18 protein-coding genes are annotated in these 23,026 nt (G+C 52.6%); 2 read left to right on the top strand and 16 right to left on the bottom strand.

The window, feature by feature from the left end; all coding sequences use genetic code 11:
• Positions 1-8: 8 nt before the first annotated feature.
• The 11 genes from HEN33_RS09940 to yfhM all read right to left on the bottom strand — a co-directional run bounded on the left by HEN33_RS09940 (position 9) and on the right by yfhM (position 16,690).
• The gene (locus HEN33_RS09940) at positions 9-224 is read right to left on the bottom strand and encodes a zinc ribbon domain-containing protein (protein ID WP_000422357.1); all 216 of its coding nucleotides are present in this window, start codon (positions 222-224) and stop codon (positions 9-11) included.
• A gap of 62 nt (positions 225-286) precedes the next feature.
• Positions 287-1,759 (bottom strand): ribosome biogenesis GTPase Der, encoded by a 1,473-nt coding sequence (gene der, locus HEN33_RS09945; RefSeq protein WP_001353036.1) that lies wholly within the window; start codon positions 1,757-1,759, stop codon positions 287-289.
• Between the two features lie 117 nt (positions 1,760-1,876).
• Positions 1,877-3,055, bottom strand: coding sequence for an outer membrane protein assembly factor BamB (gene bamB, locus HEN33_RS09950; protein WP_001177040.1), 1,179 nt, complete (start codon positions 3,053-3,055; stop codon positions 1,877-1,879).
• A 10-nt stretch (positions 3,056-3,065) separates the two neighbouring features.
• Positions 3,066-3,686: an ancillary SecYEG translocon subunit YfgM gene (gene yfgM / locus HEN33_RS09955; RefSeq protein ID WP_000409211.1), complete on the bottom strand. Its 621-nt coding sequence runs from the start codon at positions 3,684-3,686 to the stop codon at positions 3,066-3,068.
• Positions 3,687-3,703: 17 nt separating this feature from the next.
• The gene (gene hisS, locus HEN33_RS09960) at positions 3,704-4,978 is read right to left on the bottom strand and encodes a histidine--tRNA ligase (protein ID WP_176263808.1); all 1,275 of its coding nucleotides are present in this window, start codon (positions 4,976-4,978) and stop codon (positions 3,704-3,706) included.
• 110 nt (positions 4,979-5,088) lie between these two features.
• Entirely contained in the window at positions 5,089-6,207 is a 1,119-nt protein-coding gene (gene ispG, locus HEN33_RS09965) for a flavodoxin-dependent (E)-4-hydroxy-3-methylbut-2-enyl-diphosphate synthase (protein WP_000551807.1), read from the bottom strand.
• Positions 6,208-6,233: 26 nt separating this feature from the next.
• The gene (rodZ, locus tag HEN33_RS09970; protein ID WP_032184883.1) at positions 6,234-7,247 is read right to left on the bottom strand and encodes a cytoskeleton protein RodZ; all 1,014 of its coding nucleotides are present in this window, start codon (positions 7,245-7,247) and stop codon (positions 6,234-6,236) included.
• A 284-nt stretch (positions 7,248-7,531) separates the two neighbouring features.
• Positions 7,532-8,686 carry a bifunctional tRNA (adenosine(37)-C2)-methyltransferase TrmG/ribosomal RNA large subunit methyltransferase RlmN gene (locus HEN33_RS09975; RefSeq protein WP_000003317.1) on the bottom strand — a complete coding sequence of 385 codons (1,155 nt, stop codon included), beginning with the start codon at positions 8,684-8,686 and terminating at the stop codon, positions 7,532-7,534.
• Positions 8,687-8,835: 149 nt separating this feature from the next.
• Positions 8,836-9,267 (bottom strand): nucleoside-diphosphate kinase, encoded by a 432-nt coding sequence (ndk, locus tag HEN33_RS09980; RefSeq protein ID WP_000963837.1) that lies wholly within the window; start codon positions 9,265-9,267, stop codon positions 8,836-8,838.
• A gap of 148 nt (positions 9,268-9,415) precedes the next feature.
• Positions 9,416-11,728 (bottom strand): peptidoglycan glycosyltransferase PbpC, encoded by a 2,313-nt coding sequence (gene pbpC / locus HEN33_RS09985; protein WP_176263809.1) that lies wholly within the window; start codon positions 11,726-11,728, stop codon positions 9,416-9,418.
• Positions 11,729-16,690, bottom strand: a complete 4,962-nt coding sequence (yfhM, locus tag HEN33_RS09990; RefSeq protein ID WP_176263810.1) for an alpha2-macroglobulin — start codon at positions 16,688-16,690, stop codon at positions 11,729-11,731.
• Between the two features lie 205 nt (positions 16,691-16,895).
• On the opposite strand from yfhM, the gene sseA reads away from it, so the two are divergent.
• Both sseA and timP read left to right on the top strand, forming a co-directional pair.
• Positions 16,896-17,741 carry a 3-mercaptopyruvate sulfurtransferase gene (sseA, locus tag HEN33_RS09995; RefSeq protein WP_160523792.1) on the top strand — a complete coding sequence of 282 codons (846 nt, stop codon included), beginning with the start codon at positions 16,896-16,898 and terminating at the stop codon, positions 17,739-17,741.
• 342 nt (positions 17,742-18,083) lie between these two features.
• Positions 18,084-18,209, top strand: a complete 126-nt coding sequence (gene timP, locus HEN33_RS26810) for a small toxic inner membrane protein TimP (RefSeq protein ID WP_001380605.1) — start codon at positions 18,084-18,086, stop codon at positions 18,207-18,209.
• Positions 18,210-18,240: 31 nt separating this feature from the next.
• On the opposite strand, the gene sseB is transcribed toward timP, so the two are convergent.
• The 5 genes from sseB to hscA all read right to left on the bottom strand — a co-directional run bounded on the left by sseB (position 18,241) and on the right by hscA (position 23,020).
• Entirely contained in the window at positions 18,241-19,017 is a 777-nt protein-coding gene (gene sseB, locus HEN33_RS10000; protein WP_176263811.1) for an enhanced serine sensitivity protein SseB, read from the bottom strand.
• Positions 19,018-19,159: 142 nt separating this feature from the next.
• Positions 19,160-20,443, bottom strand: coding sequence for an aminopeptidase PepB (pepB, locus tag HEN33_RS10005; protein WP_000133572.1), 1,284 nt, complete (start codon positions 20,441-20,443; stop codon positions 19,160-19,162).
• Positions 20,444-20,620: 177 nt separating this feature from the next.
• Entirely contained in the window at positions 20,621-20,821 is a 201-nt protein-coding gene (iscX, locus tag HEN33_RS10010; protein ID WP_000523616.1) for a Fe-S cluster assembly protein IscX, read from the bottom strand.
• An 11-nt stretch (positions 20,822-20,832) separates the two neighbouring features.
• Positions 20,833-21,168, bottom strand: a complete 336-nt coding sequence (fdx, locus tag HEN33_RS10015; RefSeq protein ID WP_001124471.1) for an ISC system 2Fe-2S type ferredoxin — start codon at positions 21,166-21,168, stop codon at positions 20,833-20,835.
• 1 nt (position 21,169) lies between these two features.
• On the bottom strand, positions 21,170-23,020 hold the full coding sequence (hscA, locus tag HEN33_RS10020; RefSeq protein WP_032184890.1) for a Fe-S protein assembly chaperone HscA: 1,851 nt from the start codon (positions 23,018-23,020) through the stop codon (positions 21,170-21,172).
• Between the last annotated feature and the right edge of the window lie 6 nt (positions 23,021-23,026).

Below are 23,026 nucleotides of genomic sequence, written 5' to 3' on the forward strand. Positions count from 1 at the left end.
AAATAATATTAAGCAACAATAAATTCAACGCGCTTTTTGGATATTAAACCGTGCCCATGCTGGCAGAAATAATCTACTGCACCACAAGCTTTTAACACCTGTAATGGCTGATGGCAGTCAGGACAAAGCGCCTGAATGGTGAAATCTTTGGCACAAGTTGCACAGTGGGCAGTTTCACCGTTGCGTTCGAGAGGGTTATGGCAGGTTGGGCAGTTGAGTTCCATAAATACTCCTCGCCTGTTGTTCAGTTTCCCTCTCCGTTTGGAAAGGGAAACCAGATAAGTGATTACTTACTTTTCTTAATATGCTTCATCAAACGCTTACGCTTGCGCATCTGGGTCGGCGTCAGGGTGTTACGCTTGTTCGCATATGGGTTTTCCCCTTCTTTGAACTGAATACGAATCGGCGTACCCATCACGTCCAGAGACTTGCGGAAGTAATTCATCAAGTAGCGTTTGTACGAATCAGGCAGGTCTTTCACTTGGTTGCCGTGAATCACCACAATCGGCGGATTGTAACCACCGGCGTGGGCATATTTCAGCTTCACACGACGCCCGCGAACCAGCGGCGGCTGGTGATCTTCAACCGCCATGGTCATGATACGCGTCAGCATAGATGTCCCCACACGACGGGTGGAGCTGTCATACGCTTCACGTACTGACTCAAACAGGTTACCAACGCCGCTGCCGTGTAATGCAGAGATAAAATGCACACGGGCGAAGTCGATAAAGCCCAGACGGAAGTCCAGCGTCTCTTTTACTTGCTCTTTCACTTCCTGGCTCAGGCCGTCCCACTTGTTCACTACAATGACAAGTGAGCGCCCACTATTGAGAATAAAGCCCAGCAGGGAGAGATCCTGATCGGAAATACCTTCGCGAGCATCAATCACCAACATCACCACGTTGGCATCTTCAATCGCCTGCAATGTTTTGATTACGGAGAATTTCTCTACCGCATCGGTGATTTTGCCGCGTTTACGTACGCCCGCAGTGTCAATGAGTACATACTCACGCCCATCGCGTTCCATTGGAATGTAGATACTGTCACGCGTAGTGCCCGGCATGTCGTAAACTACGACGCGTTCTTCGCCAAGGATACGGTTAGTGAGTGTAGACTTACCGACGTTAGGACGACCCACTATCGCCAGTTTGATTGGCAGACTTTGCGGGTCAAAGTCGTCTTCCTCTTCTTCTTCGCCGTTCTCTTCCGCTTCAAATTGCGCCCAGTACTCAGCGTCTTCATCCACTTCTTCTTGTGGTGCGATATCTTCCATCCACGGCAACAGCACGTGCTCCAGCAGACTTAATACGCCACGACCGTGAGACGCGGCGATAGGATAGATTTCACCTAAACCGAGCGAATAAAAATCAACAACGGCCTGATCCGGATCCAGACCATCGGTTTTGTTTGCCACCAGGAAGGTCGGTTTTTCGCGGGAGCGCAGATGTTTAGCAATCGCTTCATCCGCAGGCATCAGGCCCGCGCGCGCATCCACCATAAACAGTACGACGTCCGCTTCTTCAATCGCCAGCAGCGACTGTTCCGCCATGCGGGTTTCTACACCGTCTTCTGTTCCGTCAATCCCGCCAGTATCAATACAGATAAACTCACGGCCTTCAATTTCCGCACGACCGTACTTACGGTCACGAGTCAGACCCGGGAAATCCGCAACCAGCGCATCTCGGGTGCGAGTTAGACGGTTAAATAACGTGGATTTTCCTACGTTAGGGCGCCCGACAAGCGCGACCACAGGTACCATGTTTAAAGCCTCATTTTTATAAATCATCAGACAACGCACGCTATATTCGTGTCGTTGTTAAAAACAGGAAAACGGCCCCTGTCCAGGAGCCGTTTTCAAAGTGAACGACAGAGACGATTAACGTGTAATAGAGTACACAGTCCCGTCTTTTGCCTGGATCAGCAGTTTGCCGTCAGCGGCAACCGGTTCAGTCTGGAAACCGGAACTATCAACTTTTTGCTGGGCAACGAAACGACCATCTTCGACGTTGATCCAGTGCAGATAACCTTCACTGTCACCTACCACCAGGTTGCCATTATACAGCACCGGAGAAGTCAACAGGCGATGCAGCAGATCGCTTTGTGTCCACAGCGTAACGCCGCCATCAATGGTCAACGCCATCACCCGGTCATTTTGATCGACCAGATAGATGCGGTTGCCGTCGACGATGAAATCATTCACCGAACCCAGTTCGCGCTTCCACATAATCTGACCGCTGCGCAGATCAAGCGCCGTCAGGTTACCATTATAGGCCAGCGCGAAAACAACGCCGTTAACAATGACGGGAGTCGTGTCAACATCGCTCAGGCGGTCAATTTCGGTAGAACCGGTCGCCTGGGAAATACGCTGCTGCCAAATCATCTGGCCCTGTTCCATTAGCACTGCGCTGACGCGACCATTATCGCCACCCACGACGGCCGCACCAAAAGCCGTTGCTGGCGCAGACTCGCCACGCAAAGAGAGTGAAGGCATATCGAGGTTAACTGTCCATTTGACAGCGCCGTCAGCTTCGTTCAGGGCTTGCAACTGACCATTACTGGTGTGGATTAACACCAGACCGTCGCTGACCACCGGGCGAGAAAGCGCTTCACCCGCGACTTTAGTCTGCCATGCCACAGTACCATCACTGGTATTCAGCGCGTAAACCTGCGCCTTTTCGCTACCAATGTAGACATGTCCGCCAGACACGGTCACGCCGCCAGAAAGTAATGCAGGCTCTTTAGAGAACCAGCCATCTTTCTCGGCCAGACTGACAGACCAGATTTCTTTGCCATCATCCGCATTCAGCGCTTTTACTAAACCAGCGCGGTCTGCTGCATAGACAACGTTGTCCGCCAGTGCCGGATGAAGATTGGAATAGAAGTTGCCAATGCCGCTACCCACGGAAGTGCTCCACGCCGTGGTCGGCGTAAACTGGTTTTCAACGGTCGGCAATGGGGACATCTTTACCACATCTTCTTCGCTGTTAAACAGCGAACAGCCGCTTAAAAGGGTAACGGAAAGCAGTCCTGGCAGCAGTAATTTACGCAATTGCATCGGGTCCCTCTCAGATGGACAAATTATTAATTTTCATCTGCATCATTTCGCTCAGTGCCGGGGTAACATCGCTTTTCACGCCAGCTTCCCATGCACTACGCGCACCTTGCTTATCACCTTTGCTCAGCAATGCTTCGCCACGCAGGTCGGCAACAATGGCAGCCCACCCTTCACCTTTGATGGTATCGAGGGTTTTCAGCGCGGCATCAGCCTGCTTGAGCTGTACCTGAACGCGGGCAAGACGCAGATTTATCACGGCTTTGAGATTTTCATCGCTCGTGTCCGCCAATCCCTGTTGTAACTGGGTGGCAGCTTTCTCTAGTTCATTTTTGTCAACAAATTGCTGCGCAAGTTCCAAAGAAGCCAGCGCACCATAGGTATTTTTATTTTCAGCAGCAAATTTTTCCGCCGCCGGGATGCTATCCGGTTTGCCTTCGCTCACTGCGGTAACCGCATTTTGATAGGCAAGAGAAGCGGAGCGTGTAGAATCAACCTGATGGCTGTTCCAGTAGCGCCAGCCAATCAATGCGCCAACGCCCAAAATCACCCCAACAGCCAGTGCTTTGCCATTTTCAGCAAAAAAGCGTTTAACCGCTTCAACCTGGTCGTTTTCGTTCTCGTAAATTTCCACGCTGTCCTTCTCCTTCCTTAACCCAGTAACGTGCGCAAATGCGCGGCTACGCTATCCTGCGCAACTGCCGTTTGCTCACCAGAGCGCAAATCCTTCACTACTGCTGTGCCGTTAGCCACTTCAGACTCACCCAGCACCACAGCAACGCGGGCGCCCCATTTATCAGCACGGGCAAACTGCTTCTTAAAGTTGCCGCCGCCGTGGTTGGTCATCAGTTTCACGCCCGGTAATTCATCACGCAGACGCTCTGCTAATGCCATAGCCGCAGATTGTGTGTCAGCACCTGAAGCCACCAGATATATATCGACAACAGGATCGGCTTTAAATTCCGGATTAACGGCCTGAACTAACAATACAAGACGTTCGAGGCCCATCGCGAAACCGACTGCCGGTGTTGCACGACCACCCAGTTGTTCCACCAGACCGTCATAACGACCGCCTGCGCACACGGTGCCCTGGGAACCGAGGCTGTTAGTCACCCACTCAAAAACAGTACGGTTATAGTAGTCCAGACCACGCACCAGACGCTGGTTTACGGTGTAAGCGATACCCGAGCTCTCCAGCAGTTTGCACAGACCAGCAAAGTGCTCACGAGATTCCTCGTCAAGATAGTCACCTAATGCTGGGGCGTCGTTGAGAAGGGCCTGCACTTCCGGATTTTTGGAATCCAGCACGCGCAGCGGGTTAGTGTACATGCGGCGTTTGCAGTCTTCGTCCAGCTTTTCTTTATGCTGCTCAAGGAATGCAACCAGCGCATCGCGATAATTGGCGCGTGCTTCCAGCGAACCGATAGAGTTCAGCTCAAGAGTTACGTGTTCAGAGATACCCAGCGCACGCCACCAGCGGGCGGTGAGCATAATCAGTTCAGCGTCGATATCAGGACCTTGTAGACCGAAAACTTCGCAGCCCAACTGGTGGAACTGACGATAACGCCCTTTCTGCGGACGCTCGTGACGGAACATCGGCCCGATATACCACAGACGCTGTTCCTGATTGTACAGAAGACCATGCTCGATGCCGGCGCGTACACAGCCCGCCGTCCCTTCAGGGCGCAGGGTCAGGCTGTCGCCATTGCGATCCTCAAAGGTGTACATCTCTTTTTCAACCACGTCGGTGACTTCACCAATCGCACGTTTGAATAGCGGGGTCTGCTCTACAATCGGCAAGCGGATTTCACTGTAACCGTAGCTGCCGAGCACGTTTTTCAGTGTGCCTTCAATGCGCTGCCAGATGGCCGTTTCGCCAGGCAGGTAATCGTTCATGCCGCGAATGGCTTGAATGTTTTTTGCCACGTTTATTCTCTTTCTGAATATAAAAATGAACCCTCAACGCGCCCCTCAATATTTCGGGAGCCATGCGGGTTCAATCATACACGGGAAGCGAGGCGCTTCCCATCACGTTATTATTTTTCAACCTGCTGAACGTCAATTCGACGCGCTTCATCCAGTTGGCTGGCTTTCGCACGAATGCGCGCTTCCAGCTGGTCGATCATATCGTTGTTGTCCAGACGGTCTTTGCGCACGCCATCTTCATAGAGGCCGCTTTTCTTGTTGCCGCCGGTGACGCCGAGTGTAGAAACCAGCGCCTCACCTGGTCCATTCACCACGCAGCCGATAATCGAAACGTCCATCGGGGTGATGATATCTTCCAGGCGTTGCTCCAGGGCGTTAACCGTACCGATAACGTCAAACTCCTGACGCGAACAGGTCGGGCAGGCGATGAAGTTGATCCCGCGCGAACGGATACGCAGCGATTTCAAAATATCGAAACCGACTTTGATCTCTTCGACCGGATCGGCCGCCAGCGATACGCGCAGCGTGTCGCCGATGCCTTCAGACAGCAGCAGGCCTAAACCAATGGCAGATTTTACTGCCCCACTACGTGCGCCACCCGCTTCGGTGATCCCAAGATGCAGCGGTTGATCGATCTGTTTTGCAAGCAAACGATAAGACTCAACAGCGAGGAAGACGTCAGACGCTTTCACGCTGACTTTGAACTGATCGAAGTTCAGGCGATCGAGATGATCAACATGACGCATGGCAGATTCCAGCAACGCCTGCGGCGTCGGTTCGCCATACTTTTCTTGCAGATCTTTTTCCAGCGATCCAGCGTTAACGCCAATACGGATCGGAATGTTTTTATCGCGCGCACAGTCAACCACCATGCGGATGCGTTCTTCATTGCCGATATTGCCAGGGTTAATACGCAGACAATCGACGCCGTATTCCGCTACTTTCAGCGCAATGCGATAGTCGAAGTGGATGTCAGCCACCAGCGGCACGTTAACCTGTTGTTTGATGAGCTTGAACGCTTCTGCCGCGTCCATCGTCGGTACGGAGACACGGACGATATCAGCGCCAACACGTTCCAGCGCCTTAATTTGATTGACCGTAGCTTCGACGTCTGTCGTACGCGTATTGGTCATGGACTGTACGGCGATGGGGGCACCATCGCCAATCGGCACATTCCCAACGTAAATACGTGTTGATTTTCTACGTTGAATTGGAGCCTGGTTATGCATGAAAAATCTCCCGCGTTACCCGTCTGTTACTGCGCCGGTGATTGTTCGGCATTTAGGGTCAGACGCGCAACCTGGTTAGTTCTGATAAAACGACTCAGATCGACAGGTTTCCCTTGATACTGGATCTGTACTGCGGCTGGCGCACCAATTTTCAGTTTGTACGGAGCCTGGCCGGTTAAGTTCAAATTACCGTCTTTACGCTGCATACCGCTAAACAGTTTTTTACCGGTAGCGTCAGTGACTTCCAGCCAGCAATCGGCAGTAAAGTTCATCACCAACGCATTCGGGTCAGCCGCCGGCGTGGTCACGCCAGCCTGATCGGTTGGCAACGGCGCAGCACCATCTGGCGTTGTTGTTGCCGTTGGTGCCGGGGTCGCAGCGGTATCAACATTTGCCTGCGAAGGTGAAACAACTGCATTCTGTTGTGAATCAACAGCTGGTGCTGGCGAAGTTATGGCAGGTGTTTGCGTGTTAGTTGCGGTAGTATCCACAGACGCTGGCGGCGTGGACGTCGTAGTCGGGTCTGTGGTTGTCGACGTATCTAACGGAACACTCTGCCCCTGTTCGTTATTACTGCTCAGTTCCGCAGAAGATTGATCGGCCATAGTAGTGATCTCTTCCTGCTGAGCTTTGTGGTCTTGCCACCACCAGGCACCGCTCAGGCCAATAACCACAAACAACACCAGCCAGGTGAAGGTCATCAGCCAGCCGTCACGTTTTTTGCGGCGTTTACCGAGGGAAAAACTCTGCATCGGCGCAACTTTTGCAGCTCGTAGTGGAGCCTGTTTTTCCAGCCCCGGTAGCAGTTCTTCTTCTGGAATATGTACCAGACGCGCATAAGAGCGGATATATCCGCGCAGGAATGTTGAAGCAAGATCGGCAGGTGCCTTATCTTCTTCAATGTCGCGTACCGTGGAAACCTTCAGGCAAAGTCGCTCAGCAACGGCCTGCTGACTAAGTCCTAGTTGTTCGCGAGCATTACGCAGGCGAGCGCCGGTAGTAAGTGCTTCATTTTGGTCGTGCGTGGCTTCAGTATTCATTCGCTGCAGGTACGTTTAAATGAGAATTGAGATGCCGGTGAACCATCATGCTCACCCACACCGCGAAACATCCGTTAAGTTAACCGTTATCATACAGTATAAGACCGTCTGTGTGCTCGTGACAAAGCCCACATTCACTAAGGCTAACTTACTGTTGCATCGTTACATACTGCCTTAAAGTCAGCAAAAACGCACCGTTAATATTGACCAGACAATTGCAACTTAATACTTCATTCATAAAAGATTACGCCACGGTACATAAAGTAACCGTGGCGTAATGGCTATCAGACCGCTTTAATGTCGATGGCCTCACCCTGCATTCGTTTACGCAGGGTACGTTTCGTACGGTCGATAACATCGCCCGCCAACTGACCACAGGCAGCATCGATATCATCACCACGAGTTTTACGCACAATAGTGGTGAAACCGTAGCTCATCAGCACTTTAGAGAAACGGTCGATACGACTGTTTGAGCTGCGTCCATACGGCGCGCCAGGGAACGGGTTCCACGGGATCAGGTTGATCTTACACGGCGTATCTTTCAGCAGCTCCGCCAGTTGGTGCGCGTGTTCAGTGCCGTCGTTAACGTGATCAAGCATCACGTATTCAATAGTGACTCGGCCCTGATTGGCGTTAGATTTCTCCAGATAGCGGCGCACCGCAGCAAGGAACGTTTCGATATTGTACTTTTTGTTGATCGGCACAATTTCGTCACGAATTTCGTCGTTCGGCGCGTGCAGGGAAATTGCCAGCGCTACGTCGATCATATCGCCCAGTTTATCCAGCGCCGGAACTACACCGGAAGTGGAAAGCGTCACGCGACGTTTAGACAGACCAAAACCAAAGTCATCCAACATGATTTCCATCGCCGGAACGACATTGTTCAGGTTGAGCAGCGGCTCGCCCATACCCATCATCACGACGTTAGTGATTGGGCGCTGACCGGTGACTTTTGCTGCGCCGACGATTTTCGCCGCACGCCACACCTGGCCGATAATTTCCGATACCCGCAGGTTGCGGTTAAAGCCCTGCTGGGCGGTGGAACAGAATTTACACTCCAGCGCACACCCCACCTGCGAAGAGACGCAGAGCGTGGCGCGGTCGTCTTCCGGGATATACACCGTTTCGACGCGCTGATCGCCAACGGCAATCGCCCATTTAATGGTGCCGTCAGATGAACGCTGTTCTTCAACCACTTCCGGTGCGCGGATTTCCGCCACCTCTTTTAGTTTGCCGCGCAACACTTTGTTGATGTCGGTCATCTCATCAAAGTTGTCGCAGCAATAGTGATACATCCACTTCATCACCTGATCGGCGCGGAAGGGTTTTTCACCTAAATCTTTAAAAAACTCCCGCATCTGCTGACGGTTGAGATCCAGCAGGTTGATTTTTCCATCTTTCGTGGTGACGTTTTCAGGTGTGACTAATTGTTCAGACATATGCTATTCCGGCCTCGTTATTACACGTTATGGCCCCTGGAGGGTTGAAAAAAGAAACGCCCCGGTGAGCGGCTGCTCGTCCGGGGGCGCTGCATTGTACAAATTCTGGCGCACGGATGCCACGTTTGCACGCGGCATTTACGAAATTATTAACGGGTGCGCGGGCACACTTCGCCTTCGCCGAAGAAATAAGCGATTTCGCGAGCGGCAGATTCGACGGAATCAGAACCGTGGGTACCGTTTTCGGTCAGGCTGTCAGCGTAATCAGCACGCAGAGTACCAGCCAGTGCGTTTGCCGGATTGGTCGCGCCCAGCAGATCGCGGTGACGCTGAACGGCGTTTTCACCTTCCAGCACGGAAACCACGATCGGGCCAGAGGTCATGAATTCAACCAGACCATCAAAGAACGGTTTTCCATCGTGTTCAGCATAAAAGCCACGAGCCTGTTCAACGGTCAGGTGCAGCATTTTGGTGCCGACAATTTTGAACCCTGCAGCTTCAAAGCGCGCAAAGATATTGCCAATGACGTTTTTTGCTACCGCGTTCGGTTTGATGATGGAAAAAGTACGTTCAATAGCCATTTTTACCTCTGTAAATTATTCTGTTGTTGTCTGTACCAGCGTACGAGATGGCGCGGATTATAATGAGCAACAGGGCCGTTGACTATTGATGAAGGTAACATTTTTTTAAAATAAAACGAGTTTAAGCAACAAATATGAGCAAAACAGACTACTGCATGACAAATCTCACTGTCGCCACCTGCCCCATTTCGTCCATTACCAGCAATTGATAATCGCCTTTCTCTGTCAAATGCAGAGTCACGTTACGCCCGCGTTCAGCTAACGGTTCACCATTAAGAAACCACCAGCGTTCGCCTGTTCCTCCGCTTAATTGTACTGGTAATGACGCATCAGTAGCTCCTGGCAGACGTTTGATAATTACGCCATCACGCACACCAATCAACTGTAAAGGTACCTGAGCATCACGACCATACGGCGGGCAATTTGTTGATGCCCCAGGTAAGCGCGCTGCTCGTCGTTCAGCAGCAGGTAGCCAGGGTTCAAGTGGTAATGGCCAGACATTAATCATTTCTTGTCGAGCCTGAGGACAATCAGCGGCAACACGTTTGCCGTTTTCATCCAGCCAGATGGGGAAACGAATGCCATTAATGCCTTCCTGCTCGGGCAGTAACAGAGTTGGCGGCTGGCTCCCGTCCAGCAGCCAGGTGGCAAGACGACGGCGGCAATTGCTATCGCCTTCTGGCAATGATTGCCCACCAGGCCAGCAGATAACGCCACGGCTTACAGAATCAGGACGCGGGTCTTCCGGCAGATTCGCACTGCGCGACAGTAAGATATTATTGACCTGATTCAACAGCGGTACGGCGCTGGCAAAGCCAAACTGACCGACAACGGGCGTACCGTCCGGTCTGCCAGTCCAGATCCCAATTACGTAACGAGCGTTAACGCCAATAGCCCATGCATCGCGATAGCCATAACTGGTTCCTGTTTTCCACGCCAGTGGTACGACGCGTGGCAAAGCGCCATCCGGAAGCGGCTGCGCTTCATCTGCCATAATACGGCGGATAATCCACGCGGCCCCCGGCGACATTAACGGTCGCTCAAGTAATGGGTCCCCCGGCTGTAAGCGCAACTTACCCGCCTTACCGTGGCGAGCAAATGCGGTATACGCTGCAGCCATATCCTCCAGTTTTGCACCTGCGCCGCCGAGAATGAGCGAAAGATTCGGTGCAGCGCCGTTGGGCAGATATAACGGCAATCCAACATTGCGTAACTTTGCCGCAAACCGTTTCGGCCCATAGGCTTCCAGCACCTGCACAGCAGGTAAATTCAGAGAGCGCACCAGCGCCTCGCTCATGCTGATCGGGCCATGAAAACCGCTGTCAAAGTTGCCTGGTCGATAATCACCAGTGCGCCGGGGAACGTCTTGCAACAGCGATGCAGGGTGGATCAACCCTTCATCCAGCGCCAGACCATAAACAAACGGTTTGAGTACCGATCCCGGCGATCGGATCGCATTGACCATATCGACATGCCCAAAGCGGGAATCATCATTAAGATCAACCGATCCTACCCAGCCGCGCACACTCATATCAGTATGATCAACAACGATCATTGCCAACGAACTGCGCGGTGGCAACCGTCCTTTCCAGTTTTGCGCCAGTTCTTCCAGACGACGCTGTAAACCAGCATCCAGCGTAGTAACGATTTTGTCGCTTTTGCTTTTACCGAGCATCATGCGCGAAAACAGCGGTGCCAGTTGTGGCATTTGTCTGGGTGCCAACCAGATGGGCTCTTCACTAGATTCTTTTACCTGCTCACGGGACCACACACCTTGCGCAGCCATCCGATTGAGCACTTTATTACGTGCGGCCTCGGCACGTTCCGGCCAGCGATCCGGACGCAGTCGGCTGGGCGCTTGTGGTAACACCGCCAGCATTGCCGCCTCGGAATAGCTTAAATTCGCAGGCGATTTTCCGAGATATGCCCAACTTGCCGCACCGATCCCCTGCAACGTACCACCAAACGGAGCGCGATTAAGATACAAGGTCAGAATGTCACGTTTAGACAAGTGCCATTCCAGTTGAAACGCGCGCCAGAGCTGGCGAATTTTGCCGCCAAAAGTTTTGGGGTGAGGATCAAGCAGACGAGCAACCTGCATGGTGAGTGTGCTGCCGCCGGAAATAACCCGTCCCGAAGTGAGATCTTGCCATGCTGCGCGCGCCACCGAGAATGGATTCACCCCCGGATGCTTCCAGAACCAGCGATCTTCATAATTGATCAGTGCTTCAAGGTAACGCGGAGAGACATCTTCGATGGTTACCGGATAGCGCCAGATGCCCTCAGCATCGGCGAAACGCCAGAGTGGCGTACCATCCTGCGCCACGACTACGCGTGCGGGATTGACTTCATGCAATGGCAGGGGCCAGAGTTTATCTGCTCCCCACGCGGCAAAAAAAAGGAGAAAAGGCGCAGCTGCCAGCGCTATCCAGCAGCCGCGTTTGGTTAACAGGCGAGGCATTTACGGTCTGACAATCAACAGATCTTCAGCCGCGCCAGTCGCCCGCCAGTGGGGAACATACATCGATTCCACCATTGGTTGCGGAACATTGTATGTTCCCGGCGTTACCGCCCGCGCCAGATACACCAGCGTGACTGGTTGATATTCATCAACGGCAACCGCCGCCACAAAGCGATCGTCACGGAACTCAATGTGCTTAATGTTCGCTTGTTGCATTTGACTGAGTAGGTTTTGCACTTCGCTACCACTTTGCCCCAGGCTGGCGCTGCCGTTAGCCAGGTTCTGGTTTTCCAGTTCCAGGCCCGCAGGCAGTAAATCAACGACCAAAGCATCCGGCACGCTGTTACTGGCTTTGACCTGCACCCAGACCAGTACCAGATCGCCGCTACGTAACGAATCCAGCGATTTGCTCTTACCGTCAGTGCCAAGAATATGGCGCTCGATTTGCAGCACATTGCTCGCCGGTAAAGGGGCGGATTGCGGATAACCGCTGGCATCCACACGCAGCCATAACGGCTGATCGCCACTGTTGGTCACCTGTAAGGTGGCAAGTTGATCGCTATTCAGATTGCTGGTTTGCGCTTTCTCACCTGTCAGCAGCTCAGCAGAGAAAGACGTTTGCGCCTGCCATTTGCCCGGTAAATCCTGAATCGTACGGGCAGCCAGGAACAGCGCGTTGCTTTCCTGAGTTGATAACCAGCGTTCACCGAACGCCTGCTGCGAAAGTGTGTTCAGCAGAGGGTACTGCTCATCGGGTAGCAATTTGTTCTCTTCCAGCAAGGAGAGCATCAATGCGTTGTCGCGCAGTGGACTACCGTAATCACCCAGCCATATCCGCTCATCACTATTGCGCGGCGTTTTCAGTGCCAGCACAATCGCTTCTTCACCACGCGTTGCATCGCCCATGGTTTTCAGCGCAACGCCAAGTTGCAGCAGCGGTAATCCAGACGCAGCATCGGCACGATGCTCCCAGATTTCACGCAGCGCACCCAGCGGTGCCTTTTGCTGACGGGCCAGCACCAGCGCAGCGTAAGACTGTACGGCGAATTTACTGGCTTTGAGATTATCCGCATACGGAATCGACATCATGCCCGGATCTTGTAAATAGCGCAGTAGACGCTCATTCCCCCGGTTAATGGCTTCTGTCGGCACGCTGTAACCCTGCTCACCTGCGCGGACCAGGAAATCCATCACGTAAGCCGTCAGCCAGTACTCTTCATCACCGTTTTTATCCCACAGCGCAAAGCCACCGTTATCACGTTGCATTTGCAGTAAACGAGAAATGCCGATATCGACTGCCGCACGGCGCTTCTCATCACTGTCGCCTTTGATTCCCAACGCCTGCAGTTGGGCTGCGTTGGTGTAAAGTGACGGGAACAGGCCGCTGGCGGTTTGCTCCAGACAACCGTACGGATACGCTTTTAACTCTTTGATATAACGTGCAATATTCAACGGTGCTTTGCCGCTCAACAACAATTGCCCTTCCAGCGTAACAGGCGAGAAGTTTTGCAATCCATCAGCTGGAATCGCCCATGTCTCACCAGGCTGCAACGCCGTACCGTAATTGACGGTTTGTGCCGGAAATGCCGGACGGACACCCATTTTCCACTGCTTATGCTGATCGGCAACGGTTTCGCCCGGTAACGCTAACCCGCTAATAGTGGCCTGAATTTCACCATCACCATAACCCGGCAATGCTCGCACCGGGATAAACAGCGTGGTTCGCACGCCCGGCGCTAATTCAACGGCTGCGGGTGAATCGCTAACCAGTTCAAGCAAGCCACTGGCGGTCAGAGCAACGTTCAGTTTTTGCGGTTTATCGGTAAGATTAGTGATATCCAGCGTCAGACGTGAGGTGTCACCGCTGGCCATAAAGCGCGGCATATTCAGTTCTGCTATCACCGGTGCGGCAACAACCACTTTGCTTTCGTTGCTACCGAAATCATCTGCCGTCCATGCTTGTGCCATGACGCGCAATTCACCGTTAAAATCACCAATCGGCAATGTAACCGTGCCTTCGCCCTGTTCGTTGAGTGTTACCGGTAGCGCCTGTTGCGCAACAATATTGACGTGATTTACTGGCGGTTTACCCCCGCGTTTCAGTTCATCACCATCGCCACCAAAACGCAGAGCTGCCAGACGCCCCTGACCTTCAATAACCTGACCGTAAATATCGTAAATATCTGCGCCATAGCGTTTCTGACCAAAGAATGCCTGCCACGGATCTGGCGTGACATAATCAGTAATATTCAGCACACCGCTATCAACCGCAGACACCAGCACATTCACCTGTTTTGGCATCTCACCATTTTTATTGCTGGCTTTAATTTTCACGGTTAATGGCTGATTGGGGCGTATTTTCGCTGGAGTTTCCAGCGCCAGATCGAGACGACGGTTTTCATCGCCAAGCGGCAAATGCAACACGCCAACTGCGCGTTTTGGCGTCGCGGAGCGGGATTTATCGCCAGGACGTACCACCAGCGTACTTAAATAAAGATCATGACGATTCCAGGTTTTATCGACCGGAATCGTCAGATCCAGCCCTTGTGCCGGAACATCAATCTCCTGCCACCACAGCGGCCCTTCACTGGACTCGACCATCGCATAGCCTTTACCCGCCGTTGGCGCGGCAATGTGCAACTTAATGGTATCACCAGGGCGATAACTGGCTTTATCCAGTTTCAGCGTGACACGGTCTGGTCGCACAGCACCGCTACCGTCGCTATTGTCCTGCCAGCTATAGCCAGCCCAGAAACGCACACTACTGACCGCTTCATTCGGCGCTTTGACTTCCAGACGATAAGCGCCCCACTCTACCGGGAAACTGACTTTACCGGTTTCATCAGCCTGAAGATCCAGTGTTTGTTCATTTTCGATCAGATCTTTTTGATCAAACTGTGACTGCCAGCCTTCATCTTCTGACCAGTTCCAGTAGTAATCGCGGCGTTCGCGAATCAGGCGCACTTGTAAGCCAGACACAGCTTTTTTGACGCCCTGTGCATCGCTATAAACGATGTCAAAAGCGGCGTTACTGCCTTCATCAACAATGGGCTGTTTTACCGTGCTGTCAGTGCGATAATCGTAAACCGATTTCGAGGCGAATTGCGGACGGATCCCCGGCAATGCATCGGCAGGCCAGATAGCCTGCTCAGCACGGCGCGTCACCGGGCGACCGCCAGACTCCAGCAAACTGCCCTGGAAAATAACCTGTAATGGGGAATGCGTTTCCTTCCACTGGCTTTCTGTAGAAACTTCGCCGCGCCCTTTATCATCCAGCGTCAACTGAACTTCATCCAGCGTGCGCGAAAGGTTTTCAGCAGCTATATCGCCGAATTCGAAACCAGGTAAGGCTGACACAGCTTCACGCAGTGGGCGCAGGAAAAGTTGCCCTTGCAAAGTATTACCATTAGCAGGCGCCCCGTACAGGTAGTAACCCACCACGGAGAATTTCACTTCATCTTTCGGCGTTAGCGGGGTTTTCTCACCGGTCAGATTCAGCGCCATGCGCTCTGGCATAAAATCTTCGACGTGGAAATTCCACATCCGATACTGGTTATCGCCCGTGTTGGCTCGGATATGCCACATGCCGGTGGCCGCATTACTATCGAGTGGCCAGGTAAAGTGATAGAGGCCATTCTCCGGCTGACTAACGACGCTCCTGAGTACCTGCCCGTCGGGTTTAATTACGTCCAGCTTGATGGGTTGATCGGGCAACGCTTTACCGTCTGCATCACGCAATAAACCATTAAGGATGACTGTTTCACCCGGGCGATAAAGATCGCGCGGGCCAAACATGAAAAACTGTTTGTTATAGCCTGGCGCGCCAGCAATGTTAAATTCTGCTAAGTCCAGCGCCGGAAGTTTTAAATCGAGTAGCGTTGTCTGACCGTCTTTACGCGCCAACAGTAATGCCGCGTTTTTATCATTTTCCAGCTGCACATGCCCCTGGGCATCACTGGTTGCCTGAGTCAGAGTCTGCCCTTTCTCATTTAATAATGAGACTTCAACTCCTTGCTGGGCCGCGCCGTTTTCCAGGCTTTGGGTAAAGATATCCAGACGATTGTGATAACGGTGGGCCGATACGCCGATATCACTTAATGTAAACAGCGTCGCGGGATTACTGTAATCGTAACGTCCAGCCTGATTCATCACAGCCAGATACACACCCGCCTGCTGAAGCGGTTTGATATCACCCAGCGGCAGCAATAATTTTTCACGGGTGTTACGCGCAGGATTGAGATCAAAACGTCCGGTATAAACCAGATCCGCCATTTGCAGCAGTTTGTCTGACTGCCAGTTCGCCAGCGAATTTCGGTATTCCCATTGGCTAATAAATGCTGGCAGAGATTCTGGCTTAACACGGAAGAAGTTAACATCGACATTGTTAACATTGAGCGCCATTACCGGCAGCCCTTCAATGACTTTTCCAGGCAGCAGCGAACCACGGCTGGCAAAACCGACGCTGGGCTGGATATCGCGGGTAGTTATAGTTTTTTCGTAATCTTTACTGAAGGTTGCGTTGTTGAGTGCCTTGACCTCCTTGCCAATAGTAACGATCAAATCACGTTTCGGCTCGAGGTGGCGTAAACGCAGCTCTTTAAGATTATCTGACAACTCCCAGGCACCATCCACTTTGCCGCTCTTTTTATCGACGACGTGAATAACGCGCGAGAAATCCTGATCCGGGTCGAGAGGGATAGAGAAAGTCAGCACCAGCGTGGCTGCGCCATCGAGTTGGACTTCAGACAGATCCAGCAATGTCAGCGCCTTACCGGCACTCTGTTGTGCCAGTTTTTGTCGCTCCGGTGCAGAGAGTTTTGCTGAACTCGCGTTTTCTGAAGATGCCGCTTTAGTAACTTCAGAAGGCGCATCTTTTTTCACCGCTGTTGGCGCGTTATCGTTGTTGTCGCACCCTGCCAGCGCCAGCATTAGCATGCAGGCGGCTACGCGTAACTTTTTCATTTATCATCCCTGCCACAATGGCCCGTTAGCAACGTCGAGTAATTATTATGCGTGAGAATTTACGTTATGTAATTCAGTATCGCGCCCATGGAATCCGAATTTTAGTGAGAATTGTGGCTCAGACAGCCAAATCAGCCTCTTTTGCTTGTCGCTTTTCACCAAACATCCGACAATTTAGCCTAACCCGGCAAAAATGGAGATGCCTATGTCCACGACATGGTTTGTAGGAGCCGACTGGCTCGCCGAACATATTGATGACCCGGAAATTCAGATTATCGATGCCCGCATGGCACCGCCTGGACAGGAAGATCGTAACGTTGCCCAGGAGTATCTGAATGGACATATTCCCGGCGCAGTGTTTTTCGATATCGAAGCGCTTTCTGATCACAATTCCCCGCTTCCGCACATGCTGCCGCGCCCGGAAACGTTCGCCGTTGCAATGCGTGAGTTAGGCGTTAACCAGGATAAGCACCTGATTGTCTATGACGAAGGTAATCTTTTCTCAGCCCCACGTGCATGGTGGATGCTGCGCACCTTTGGTGTAGAGAAAGTGTCGATTCTGGGTGGTGGACTTGCAGGTTGGCAGCGTGATGATCTGCTATTAGAAGAAGGTGCAGTAGCGCTGCCAGAAGGTGAGTTTAACGCTGCGTTTAATCCTGAGGCTGTGGTGAAAGTAACCGATGTGTTATTGGCAAGCCATGAAAATACGGCGCAAATTATTGATGCCCGCCCGGCTGCACGTTTTAATGCAGAAGTTGATGAACCTCGCCCAGGTTTACGTCGCGGGCACATTCCCGGCGCGTTGAACGTTCCGTGGACAGAACTAGTACGAGAAGGCGAACTAAAAACGACCGATGAACTGGATGCGATATTTTTTGGTCGCGGTGTCAGCTACGACAAACCAATTATCGTCAGTTGCGGTTCTGGTGTAACGGCAGCCGTGGTTTTGTTAGCACTCGCGACGCTGGATGTGCCAAACGTGAAACTATACGACGGCGCATGGAGTGAATGGGGCGCACGGGCCGATTTACCGGTTGAGCCAGAGAAATAAGCTTTTTACAGGCAATAAAAAACCGCCGAATTTGGCGGTTTTTTATTGCTGGTCTGGTTCGCGGCCTTTCCAGCAGGTTGACTTGTGTTGCCGGAGCAACGCAGGCACCCCACAGTGTTGAAATACTCTCTTTTATGCCTGGCTAAGTCAAGATAATAAATAGAGTAATTATTCAAATATGAGAGTATTATTCGTGACGGCCCTTTTCGCCGTCTCGCAAACGGGCGCTGGCTTTAGGAAAGGATGTTCCATGACCGTAAATGCAGGCACCCCACAGCGCTTGCTATCGCGGCAATATCGCCAGTGGTGCTGTCGTGATGCGGTCTTCGCATGGACCGCACAATGAAGATACGGTGCTTCTGTATCGTACTTATTGTTTCTGGTGCGCTGTTAACCGAGGTAAATAATAACCGGAGTCTCTCCGGCGACAATTTACTGGTGGTTAACAACCTTCAGAGCAGCAAGTAAGCCCGAATGCCGCCCTTTGGGGCGGCATATTTTAGATTATCCGATTCTGTTTAAAGTCACGCAAAAAACCACCCCAGCGACGTTCATAGAATGGCGCAATATGTTCGGTAATAAAGTGGCTAATTCCTTTTTCCCCTTTTTTCACCTGACAAATATCGATTGGTTCATCGCCAGGTAATGTATCGGTCGCTACACTTCCCGCCGCCTGAATAATTTCTTCGATATCACCATCGGCTTCAATGCCAATAAGTAAATTAGGCTGTGCCTCTTCGTTCTCTTTAATTGAACAAATAAAAGCACGCTTCACTGGCTTAATGGTTTTAAATAAGGTGGTGAGTGAATCAATCATTTGTGCTGGCGGCTCTGCGACTTCCGATAATATCAGCGATTCACCGCCTTCCAGTACTTCCTGACTACTCAGCGGATTTCCTTCTTCACCAATCAACAAACTGATTTCACGCGGCATAAACTCTTTACCGGTTGGCAGTTTGGCATTAAGGAAGAGCGTTTCGCCAAGGGTCATCTCAAACAATGTGCGAACGGGCATTACGACAAATGCCTGTTCGCCGTCGACCGTCTGTTGAAGTGCTTCTAACGAGGTGAAAAAAGGAATGACGCTGGTACCGTCTTCTTTTTCCCAGTGCTGTAAATCAAGCGCGCTATCTTCAACCACAGCCTCGCCCTGTGCCGCCGTACCAGGCACCCAGACGGTGGATTCCAGTAGAGTACGGAAAAAGGCCGGGCGGTGCGCCGGTTCGGTTGCTGCTTTTTCCAGCAGAGCTTCAAGTTCGTTTTTTGTTTCGGACATAAGAACCACAATTCATTCAATGTTCGGGGCACAAGTGCCTGATGCGCTACGCTTATCAGGCCTACAAGGGAATCGCAATTTTTTGAATTCACAATACTTTGTAAGCCGGATAAGGCGTTTACGCCGCATCCGGCATATTAGTTTACGCCGTTAACAGATTAGCAATCGTGCGCACACCCAGCCCGGTCGCACCCGCAGACCACTGTTCAACCGGTGCTTTACGGTAAGTCGCCGAACAGTCGATATGCAGCCAACCTTGTTTATAGTTCTCAACAAAGTGCGACAGGAAGCCCGCCGCCGTACTTGCACCCGCCGGATACGCCGCGCTTCCGGTATTGTTCAGTTCCGCAAAGTTAGATGGCAGCTGGCTACGGTGGAACTCCGCCAGCGGCAGACGCCAGAACGGTTCGTTCTCCTGGGCGGCACTCTCCAGTAGGCGACCGGCCAACGCATCGTCAAAACTGAACAGCGCGTGATAATCATTACCTAGCGCGGTTTTCGCCGCACCGGTGAGTGTCGCGGCATCGATAATCAGTTCCGGTTTCTGCGCACTGGCGTCAATCAGGCCATCTGCCAGAACCAGACGCCCTTCCGCATCGGTGTTCATGACTTCGACTTTTTTACCGTTGCGATAGGTAATGATATCCCCCAGTTTGAACGCGTTGCCGCTAATCAGGTTATCCGCACAGCAGAGGAACAGCTTCACGCGCTTGTTCAGTCCGCGCGTAATGGCAAACGCCAGCGCTCCGGTAACCGTTGCCGCGCCGCCCATGTCCGACTTCATTGAGTCCATAAATGCGGTCTGTTTGATGCTGTAGCCGCCGGAATCAAAGGTGATGCCTTTACCTACCAGGCACGCGTACACCGGCGCTTCTTTATCGCCAGTTGGGTTGTAATCCAGCGCCAGCAATACCGGGGAACGTTCTGAACCACGCCCGACAGTGTGCAGCCCCATATAACCTTGATCACGAAGATCTTCACCTTTGGTGATCCGGTAAGTCACACGATCGCCTGCGACGTTGCTGATCAGATCAACAGCACGCTGTGCCAGTTGCGATGGCCCCAGTTCTTCTGCTGGTGCGTTGATGGTGTCACGCACCCAGTCGATGATCATCAGGCGGTTATCCAATTCCTGACGCTGGGCATCGTCCAGATCCGGCCACTCCACTTTACGTGTGCCTTTCGGAGCTTTGTAACCTTGCCAGAATGCCCAGCAACGATCCGCATCCCAGCCTTCACCGCTTAGCTGAACATGCTTGATGCCCAGACCGTCAATCTTGCGCGCCGCACGCTGGATTAGCCCCAAATCGTCTGCCCCGTTCAAATGCAGGGTAATGCCATCATTATTAATGCTGTAAGTCGCTTTTTCTCCCCAGCGCGCGTCGGCAGGTTGGGTCGAGAGGGTAATCTTCATCGCTTCTGTCATTTTAGTTATCCTTATTTGTAAAAGGGCCGCCAGTTGGCAGCCCCAGGATTTTTCCGCTAAATGATTCGCGTTGCAGGAAGGCGGCAAGTGAGTGAAGCCCCAGGAGCATAGATAACTATGTGACTGGGGTGAACGAGTGCAGCCAACGCATCTGCGGCGTGAAGCATGACGCGGAAATCACTCGGCTTCGTCCAGCCAGACTAATAAAATCGCTTCGAGGATTTTCTCGTTCGATGCCTGCGGGTCGTCGTCGAAATCTTCCAGATCGCAAATCCACTGATGCATATCAGTGAATCGAACCGTTTTCGGATCAAGATCGGGATATGCATCGTACAGTGCTTCGCCAATTTCGCGGCTATCGGTCCACTTAAGTCCCATACTAACCTCTGTTAATGCTCACGCGCATGGTTGATAGTGTAACGCGGAATTTCGACCACTAAATCTTCGTCGGTAACGCGCGCCTGGCAGCTTAAACGGCTTTCCGGCTCCAGCCCCCAGGCTTTGTCCAGCATGTCGTCTTCCTGCTCTGAGCTTTCCGGCAGCGAATCAAAACCTTCACGAACGATGCAGTGGCAGGTGGTGCAAGCACAGGATTTTTCACAGGCGTGTTCAATCTCGATGCCGTTACGCAGCGCAACGTCGAGAATGGTTTCACCGCTATTCGCTTCCAGAACAGCGCCATCAGGACAGAGATCCTGATGAGGTAAAATAACAATCTTTGGCATATTAAACCTCGTCCACGGAATGGCCCTTCAGCGCACGACGAACCGACTGGTCCATGCGGCGAGCGGCGAAATCCTGGGTTTGTTTGTCTACGTTTTTAATCGCTTGTTCGATGGCGTCAACATCATCGCCCTGCGCCACTTCACTCAGGTGAGCGGCAGCATCGTCAATGACCTGACGTTCTGCGGCGCTTAACAGCGCGGCATCAGCAGCCAGCGCGCCGTGCAAACTTTCCAGTACACGCGCTGCTTCTACTTTTTGTTCAGCCAGCATACGGGCTTTTACGTCCTGCTCGGCATAGCTCATTGAGTCTTTGATCATCGAAGCGATTTCACTGTCGGTCAGACCATAAGACGGTTTAACCTGAATAGACGCCTCAACGCCGGTGGATTTCTCCATCGCCGTCACGCTCAAAAGACCATCAGCATCGACCTGAAACGTTACGCGAATATGCGCGCCGCCAGCCGGTAGCGCCGGAATACCACGCAGCGCAAAACGCGCCAGCGAGCGGCAGTCCTGCACCAGCTCACGCTCACCCTGCATTACATGGATAGACATCGCCGTCTGACCATCTTTAAAGGTGGTGAAATCCTGGGCGCGCGCCACCGGAATTGTGGTGTTACGCGGGATCACTTTCTCCACCAGGCCGCCCATGGTTTCCAGGCCCAGCGACAGCGGGATCACATCAAGCAACAGCATTTCGCTGTCCGGCTTATTACCCACCAGAATATCCGCCTGAATCGCCGCGCCAATAGCGACGACTTTATCCGGGTCGATGGAAGTCAGCGGTGGACGACCGAAAAATTCACCCACCCGTTCACGCACCAGCGGCACGCGGGTAGAACCACCAACCATCACCACTTCCAGTACGTCGTCAGCCTCAACGCCCGCGTCTTTCAGCGCACGACGACAAGCCAGTAAGGTTCGTTTTACCAATGGCGCGATCAGTTCATTGAATTGTTCACGGCTGATTTCACCCTGCCAGCCCGCAACATTCACGGTCACAGAGTCCGCATCGCTCAGCGCGATTTTGGCCGCAATGGCGGCATCCAGCAGTTCACGCTGAACGCGGTTATCGCTACGGTCAGGAATGCCCGCCTGTTCGCGAATGTAATCTGCTAACAGATGGTCAAAGTCATCGCCGCCGAGCGCGGAATCACCGCCGGTCGCCAGCACTTCGAACACGCCGCGACTTAAGCGAAGAATGGAAATATCAAACGTCCCGCCACCGAGGTCATAAACAGCGATCACGCCTTCCTGACCGGAGTCCAGTCCGTAGGCGATAGCCGCAGCGGTCGGTTCGTTAAGCAAGCGCAGAACATGCAGCCCAGCCAAACGCGCCGCGTCTTTGGTGCCCTGACGCTGGGCATCGTCAAAGTACGCCGGAACGGTGATAACGACACCATCCAAGTCGCCTGCCAGGGCTTCAGTTGCCCGCGCCGCCAGTGCTTTGAGGATGTCCGCAGAAACGCGCACCGGATTCAGCAATCCCGCTGCTGTTTCAATCATCGGCAAGCCGTTTTCGCTGGCCTGGAATTGATAAGGCAAATGCGGGTAGCGTTGCTGGATATCAGCCAGCGAGCGCCCCATCAGGCGTTTAACAGAACTAATGGTGTTGGCGGTGTCAAGCGCTGCGTTAGTGCGCGCGTCATAACCCACCGAATGCCCCTGCTGTTGATAGTGAACAACAGAGGGCAGCAGGTGACGGCCTTCATGGTCGGCTAACGTTTCGGCCTGACCGCTGCGTACTGTCGCCACCAGCGAGTTGGTTGTGCCCAGGTCAATACCGGCCGCCAGACGACGCTGATGCGGCGCAGCACTCAAACCAGGTTCACTAATTTGTAATAAGGCCATGTTTAG

The sequence above is a fragment of the Escherichia sp. 94.0001 genome (assembly GCF_013369155.2).
Taxonomy (GTDB): domain Bacteria; phylum Pseudomonadota; class Gammaproteobacteria; order Enterobacterales; family Enterobacteriaceae; genus Escherichia; species Escherichia coli_F.

Coding starts and splice junctions, on each gene's coding strand:
- timP (WP_001380605.1), top strand. CDS start 18,084: ATGAAGATACGGTGCTTCTGTATCGTACTTATTGTTTCTGGTGCGCTG.
- HEN33_RS09940 (WP_000422357.1), bottom strand. CDS start 224: ATGGAACTCAACTGCCCAACCTGCCATAACCCTCTCGAACGCAACGGT.
- fdx (WP_001124471.1), bottom strand. CDS start 21,168: ATGCCAAAGATTGTTATTTTACCTCATCAGGATCTCTGTCCTGATGGC.
- ndk (WP_000963837.1), bottom strand. CDS start 9,267: ATGGCTATTGAACGTACTTTTTCCATCATCAAACCGAACGCGGTAGCA.
- bamB (WP_001177040.1), bottom strand. CDS start 3,055: ATGCAATTGCGTAAATTACTGCTGCCAGGACTGCTTTCCGTTACCCTT.
- ispG (WP_000551807.1), bottom strand. CDS start 6,207: ATGCATAACCAGGCTCCAATTCAACGTAGAAAATCAACACGTATTTAC.
- rodZ (WP_032184883.1), bottom strand. CDS start 7,247: ATGAATACTGAAGCCACGCACGACCAAAATGAAGCACTTACTACCGGC.
- sseA (WP_160523792.1), top strand. CDS start 16,896: ATGTCCACGACATGGTTTGTAGGAGCCGACTGGCTCGCCGAACATATT.
- hscA (WP_032184890.1), bottom strand. CDS start 23,020: ATGGCCTTATTACAAATTAGTGAACCTGGTTTGAGTGCTGCGCCGCAT.
- sseB (WP_176263811.1), bottom strand. CDS start 19,017: ATGTCCGAAACAAAAAACGAACTTGAAGCTCTGCTGGAAAAAGCAGCA.
- yfhM (WP_176263810.1), bottom strand. CDS start 16,690: ATGAAAAAGTTACGCGTAGCCGCCTGCATGCTAATGCTGGCGCTGGCA.
- pbpC (WP_176263809.1), bottom strand. CDS start 11,728: ATGCCTCGCCTGTTAACCAAACGCGGCTGCTGGATAGCGCTGGCAGCT.
- iscX (WP_000523616.1), bottom strand. CDS start 20,821: ATGGGACTTAAGTGGACCGATAGCCGCGAAATTGGCGAAGCACTGTAC.
- pepB (WP_000133572.1), bottom strand. CDS start 20,443: ATGACAGAAGCGATGAAGATTACCCTCTCGACCCAACCTGCCGACGCG.
- der (WP_001353036.1), bottom strand. CDS start 1,759: ATGGTACCTGTGGTCGCGCTTGTCGGGCGCCCTAACGTAGGAAAATCC.
- HEN33_RS09975 (WP_000003317.1), bottom strand. CDS start 8,686: ATGTCTGAACAATTAGTCACACCTGAAAACGTCACCACGAAAGATGGA.